The organism is Oleiphilus sp. HI0132, assembly GCF_001635845.1.
The window spans coordinates 1-5,954 of record NZ_LWGJ01000715.1; the positions used below are offsets into that span (position 1 = coordinate 1).

General features: G+C 44.6%; 7 protein-coding genes. All 7 read left to right on the forward strand.

All coding sequences use genetic code 11. The features are described 5' to 3' along the window. Window positions 1-5: 5 nt before the first annotated feature. Window positions 6-161: an OmpH family outer membrane protein gene (locus A3766_RS32635; RefSeq protein WP_369808612.1), complete on the forward strand. Its 156-nt coding sequence runs from the start codon at window positions 6-8 to the stop codon at window positions 159-161. Window positions 162-189: 28 nt separating this feature from the next. After that, window positions 190-1,227, forward strand: coding sequence for a UDP-3-O-(3-hydroxymyristoyl)glucosamine N-acyltransferase (lpxD, locus tag A3766_RS08505; RefSeq protein WP_068508218.1), 1,038 nt, complete (start codon window positions 190-192; stop codon window positions 1,225-1,227). A 56-nt stretch (window positions 1,228-1,283) separates the two neighbouring features. After that, window positions 1,284-1,724: a 3-hydroxyacyl-ACP dehydratase FabZ gene (gene fabZ / locus A3766_RS08510; protein WP_068507400.1), complete on the forward strand. Its 441-nt coding sequence runs from the start codon at window positions 1,284-1,286 to the stop codon at window positions 1,722-1,724. Continuing rightward, entirely contained in the window at window positions 1,724-2,533 is an 810-nt protein-coding gene (gene lpxA, locus A3766_RS08515) for an acyl-ACP--UDP-N-acetylglucosamine O-acyltransferase (protein WP_068508215.1), read from the forward strand. The genes fabZ and lpxA overlap by 1 nt, the downstream gene beginning before the upstream one ends. A gap of 6 nt (window positions 2,534-2,539) precedes the next feature. Beyond that, window positions 2,540-3,748: a lipid-A-disaccharide synthase gene (lpxB, locus tag A3766_RS08520; RefSeq protein WP_082880474.1), complete on the forward strand. Its 1,209-nt coding sequence runs from the start codon at window positions 2,540-2,542 to the stop codon at window positions 3,746-3,748. A 9-nt stretch (window positions 3,749-3,757) separates the two neighbouring features. Then, on the forward strand, window positions 3,758-4,366 hold the full coding sequence (gene rnhB, locus A3766_RS08525) for a ribonuclease HII (protein ID WP_068508214.1): 609 nt from the start codon (window positions 3,758-3,760) through the stop codon (window positions 4,364-4,366). Window positions 4,367-4,575: 209 nt separating this feature from the next. Beyond that, the coding region (locus tag A3766_RS08530; RefSeq protein ID WP_197479443.1) for an immunoglobulin domain-containing protein at window positions 4,576-5,954 on the forward strand (1,379 nt) is incomplete at its 3' end.

A 5,954-nucleotide genomic window follows, 5' to 3' on the forward strand; every position in this document is an offset into this window, starting at 1 on the left:
AGTTTTTGAGTGATTCAAAGCCCAAAATCGATCAAGCGATCAACGAGCTAGTAAAAGAAGAAAAACTGGATTTGTTGATTCCTCGTGAAGCGGCTTTATATGCCAATCAAGAAATGGATTATACAAATAAAATTATCGAGAAGCTTAACAAGCTAAACTGATCTTTCTATATTTCGTGAGTTTAATCAGATGAAGCAAAATGCCTTTACCTTAAAATATTTGGCGGACTATGTGGAAGGAGAGGTTCGAGGTGATGCGTCGATAAGCATCTCGGGCCTTTCGACTCTGCAGTCGGCTAAGTCAGGTGATTTAAGCTTTTTAGCGAATCCTGCCTATGAGAAATATTTAGCGGATAGCCAGGCCGGTGCCGTGATTGTTACCCCTCAGGTAGCCGAAGCATACGATGCAGATTTGATTATTCATGATAACCCTTACCTGGCGTATGCGCGTTTAACTCACTTGTGGGACAGTACCCAGCTTGACCTTAGTGCGGGTTCAGATATCCACCCTTCGGCTGTTGTGCATGACACTGCTGAGGTCGCTGAAGGCGTTTTTGTGGGAGCTGGCGCAGTAATTGGTAAAGGTGTTTTCTTAGGGGCTGGTTGTGTAATTGGTGAAAATACGACAGTTTCTGATGACTCGCGGATAGGTGAATGCACTCGACTTTATCCAGGCGTCAATATCTATCACGGCGTGACGATTGGTGCGCGCTGCATTATTCATAGTGGTGTCGTGATAGGCTCAGATGGATTCGGCTTTGCTCCTAATAAGGGAGGCTGGGAAAAAATAGTTCAGCTAGGTGGTGTTGTAATTGAGGACGATGTCGAAATCGGGGCTAATTCGGCCATTGATCGTGGAGCTTTGGACAATACAGTAATCGAGAAGGGCGTTAAGCTCGATAATCAGATTCAAATTGCTCACAATGTCCGTGTTGGCGAAAATACTGCCATGGCAGCATGTTGTGCTGTTGCGGGGAGTACGACGATCGGAAAGAACTGTGTTATCGGCGGCGCAAGTGGTATAGCGGGTCATTTAACGATAACTGACGATGTGCATATCACTGCAATGACGATGGTGATAAAAAGCTTGAGTGAGCCTGGCGTGTATTCGTCTGGAACGGGCGTTCAGCCTAATGCTCAATGGCGGAAAAGTATTGCAAGACTTCGGCAGCTCGATAAAATGGCTGGTCGTTTAAAAGCATTAGAGAAGATTGTTGCCGACAAGTAAATAGTTTTGATCTGCTGGCGATACTGCCTGAACTTGCTTTAAAAGAGTCGAATCTCATGATTATGGATATCAATGACGTTAAAGAATATCTTCCTCACCGCTACCCTTTTTTATTAGTGGATCGAGTTACAGAGGTTAAAGCCGGAGAATGGATCAAGGGCTTTAAAAATGTGACGGTAAACGAAAACTACTTTCAAGGACATTTCCCTGATCAACCAATCATGCCTGGTGTGCTTGTGCTGGAGGCACTAGCGCAGGTTTCAGGCATACTCGGCTTTATTACGACTAACAAAAAGCCAAGTGAAAACTTAATACACTATTTTGCCGGAACAAATAAAGCGCGCTTTAAAAGGCCAATTGTTCCGGGCGATCAACTGGTACTAGAATCTCATTTGATTGCAGCAAAGCATAACATCTGGAAGTTTGACTGTACTGCATATGTAGATGGTGAGGTTGCTTGTATTGCAGAAATTATGACAGCGGAGCGAGAACGTTAATGACAATCCACCCTGATGCCAAAATCCATTCAGACACTAAAGTTCACCCTCAAGCAATAGTAGAAAAGGGGGCAATAATTGGTGCTGGTGTGGAAGTTGGTCCTTGGTCGTATATTGGTGAAGGTGTCGAGATAGGGGAAGGTTCACAGATACTTTCTCATGTGGTTGTTAAAGGGCCGACAACGATTGGTCGGAATAACAAGATCTTTCAGTTCGCCAGTGTTGGAGAAGAGTGCCAGGATAAAAAATATGCTGGAGAGCCTACCCGATTAATTATTGGCGATAATAATATTATTCGTGAAAACTGTACTATTCATCGCGGTACTACTCAGGACCAGTCGGAAACGATCATTGGTAGTGATAACCTCTTCATGGCTTATGTACATGTAGCGCATGACTGTGTTATCGGTGATAACTGTATTTTTGCTAATAGCACAACCCTGGCGGGCCATGTTCATGTTGCAAGCAATGTGATTTTGGGTGGCGGAACGATGGTTCATCAGTTCTGTAAGATCGGGGCGCATAGTATGAGTGCTGGCGGGAGTATTGTTCTACGTGATATTCCTGCTTTTGTCATGGCTAGTGGTCAATCTGCCTCGGCTCATGGTCTGAATACCGAAGGTTTGAAGCGAAGAGGGTTTACCGCTGATGATATTCGGGAGCTAAAGCGTGCCTATAAAGTTATCTATCGTCAAGGCTTGAACTTGAAGGATGCGCTTATTGAGCTAGAAGAGGCAGCGGCTTCGTCTGCACATGTTGCTCACTTCGTTGAAAGTATCAAGAACTCATCTCGGGGCATTATTCGTTAGGCTGATATGAAGGGTAGCGCTGAAGAACACCAATCGGTTCAAGAACAACTTTCAGATAACGTTGTATCTGAACGTCCAGTGACTATCGCAATGGTAGCCGGTGAAGCCTCCGGAGATATTTTAGGTGCGGGTTTGATCAAGTCCCTGCTTAAGCGTTATCCCAATGCTCGGTTCGAAGGTATTGGTGGCCCTTTAATGCTAGCTGAGGGTTTTAACTCTCATGTACCAATGGAACGGCTTTCTGTTATGGGGCTTGTTGAGGTGCTTGGGCGTATTTTTGAGCTGATTGGTATTCGGCGTCGCCTAAAACAACATTTTCTAAAATCACGCCCGGATGCTTTTATTGGCATTGATGCCCCTGACTTCAATATAGGCTTGGAATTGGCCTTGCGCAAAAAGGGCTTGAAAACCGGTCATTATGTTAGCCCCTCTGTTTGGGCATGGCGTCAGAAGCGTATTTTTAAAATAGCGCGTGCAGTCGATCTGATGTTGACTCTCTTTCCGTTTGAGGCAAAATTTTATAAAGCGCATGACGTTGCAGTACGATTTGTTGGTCACCCTCTGGCTGACAGCATTCCAGAACATTCAGATAAAAGCTCGGCTCGTGAGGCTTTGGGCTTGGATCAAAATGCGAAACTGGTAGCACTGCTTCCCGGAAGTCGAGCAGGTGAGATTTCTTATATAGGTAAGAGCTTTCTTGATACTGCGTGTTGGTTGTATGAGCGCGACCCCAATATCAAATTTGTTTTACCTTATGTTAATGAGGCGCGCAAAGAGCAAATTTTATCCTTGTTAGACGATTGCGAGGTAAACCTGCCGCTAACCTTGATTTCAGGTCGCTCGCGTGAGGTGATGGCTGCAAGTGATGTGATTGTATTGGCGTCGGGCACTGCAACGCTCGAAGCGATGCTGGTAAATCGTCCAATGGTTGTATCCTATCGAGTCTCCAAGATTACGCACTATATTATGAAGCGCTTACTGAAGGCTCCTTTCATATCATTGCCTAATTTGCTGGCTGGTCGAGAGCTTGTTCCCGAGCTAGTTCAGGATGATGCTCAGCCAGAATTAATTGGAAAGCAGGTAATGGAGCGCTTTTTACCTTCTAAGGCAACTGAAACTCAAGAGTCGTTTAGTGAACTGCATAAAAGCTTGAGGTTAAATGCAAGTGAACAAGCCGCTGACGCGGTAGTTAAGCTGATAGAAAGTGGCAAATAAGGAAGTATTGTGACTAAGGAATATGAAGCTTTTGTTTGTCAGTATAATGGTGAGCTGCTTGCTGGTGTAGATGAGGTGGGTCGTGGGCCTTTAGTTGGGCCAGTCGTAGCTGCCGCAGTTATTCTCGATCCAGCAAACCCTATTGAAGGTTTGGCTGACTCAAAGAAACTTTCTGAAAAAAAACGCGAGATGTTGTTTGATGAGATTCATGAAAAAGCATTAGCGTGTAGCATTACTCGGGCCAGTGTCGAAGAAATTGATGAAATCAATATTTTGCATGCATCGATGTTGGCAATGAAAAGAGCGGTCGAATCGCTTTCAATAAAACCGGAATATGTTTTGATTGACGGCAATCGCTGCCCTCAACTAAATATTCCTAGTGAAGCAGTGGTAAAGGGTGACTCACGAGTTGCTTGTATTGCGGCTGCTTCAATTATCGCAAAAGTTTCAAGGGATAGAGAAATGAAAGAGTTGGATAAGGAATATCCAGGTTATGGCCTTGCACAGCATAAAGGCTACCCCACTAAAGCGCACCTAGAAGCGCTTCGTCAATTAGGCGTCAATAATCTGTATCGGCGTTCATTCAAACCTGTAAAGCAGCTTCTCGAGCACAAATAAATAAAAACTCCTAGTGCTTGTTTCTTAGACTCTGGCGGATTTTTTGTGAACTTTGTGCTGTATCACCTGTCATCGATTTCACATTTTTTATCATTTGTCGAAAAGTTGACGCTTTTTGTTGCTAAATAATGATGTTTATCCGTCAATTTAAGTGTTCTGGCGCTAAGATTTCCTTACTCAAGATCGAAATTTAATAGTGGAATCTTCTCATGCATACATTTTTCCTCAACACTGGTGAAAAGCGAATTGCCGCTCTTACAAAGAACCTATTAGCTTCAAGTGTGGCCATTCTTTTAACGGCTTGTGGTTCTGGTGGCGGCAGTGAAGAGTCAAATTCCACTCCGGATGATGGTAATACCAATACCGTGACTACAACGATTAGCGGTACCGCTATAAAAGGGGTCGTTTCAGAAGGCTTGGTAAACTTATACTCAGTAGAAGAGCAGGGTGGCAAGACTATTCGTTCTGTTAATCCAATGGTGAGTCCAGTCAGAACAGACTCTAATGGTCGCTACACCTTTAATCTTGAGCAGGAAATTTCACAAGGCTCAGTTGTTGTCGAAGTGACAGCTGATAGTCGAACCAGAATGAAGTGCGATACAACGGAAGGTTGTATTGATAATGATGGGCAAGGCGTTTCTTTTGGTGAAAGCTTTAACCCAGGGTCTGGCTTTAGTTTGCGCTCGGTTGCTTCAGGTATTGTGGCAGGGCGGGAGTATAATGTTCATCTTAGCCCATTAACGCATATGGCGGCAGCTCATGCGGAGGCTAAATCTATTGGTTTGACAGCTGATAGTATTCAGGAATCTATCGCTCACATTGAAGACTTGCTAGATCTAGATGCTGGTGCGATGCGTTTGGCGCCAGCAGATTTAACTGCTATTGAGTCGTATAGTTCAATTACAAAAGCAGAACTGGAAATGGGTGTTTTGTCAGCCTCTTTCTTGTCAATGGTTGAGCTGGGTCGTTGGGATACGATTGAAGAAGTAATCGAACATGTAGAGGAAGTGATTGCCAGTGATGGCGTTCTAGGGGCTCAAAGTACTGAGGGCGATGAACAGATTACTCTGGATGAGGTTTTTCTAGAGGCAAGCGAAATTGCATTAGATCTAGAGCAAGCGCTTCCAGATAGTGAACATGCCGAGACATTTGCGGCGGTTAGACAGGAAACGAATGATTCCTATAACGACGTAGCAGAGCTTAACGAGACTCCTGACCTCGAAATTATTAGCCAGCCTCAAGGTGTAATTGTTGATGAGTTGGAAGAGGTCTTATTAAGTGTGGGAGCTACCGGTGGCGAGCTAAGCTATCAGTGGCGTAGAGATGGTGTTGAGCTTCAAGGGGCGGTACTAAGTTCACTATTGATTTCAGCTGCAGATACTTCCGACTCAGGCAGTTATGATGTTCTGGTGAGCGATGAGTCAGGTACCCTGGAGTCTTTGACTGCTTTAGTAGTAGTTAACGAATTGCCACCAGTAGTTGTGATAGACCCTGTTCAAATTTCTACGCAACCTACTTCTGTTAGTGTAGATGAAGGAGAGGGAGCGGTACTATCTGTCGCTGCGAGTGGCGGTGGTGAGTTGGTGTA

Bases quoted from the DNA above. Each gene is read 5' to 3' on its own strand.
- lpxB (WP_082880474.1), top strand. From the start codon at position 2,540: ATGAAGGGTAGCGCTGAAGAACACCAATCGGTTCAAGAACAACTTTCA.
- lpxA (WP_068508215.1), top strand. From the start codon at position 1,724: ATGACAATCCACCCTGATGCCAAAATCCATTCAGACACTAAAGTTCAC.
- fabZ (WP_068507400.1), top strand. From the start codon at position 1,284: ATGATTATGGATATCAATGACGTTAAAGAATATCTTCCTCACCGCTAC.
- lpxD (WP_068508218.1), top strand. From the start codon at position 190: ATGAAGCAAAATGCCTTTACCTTAAAATATTTGGCGGACTATGTGGAA.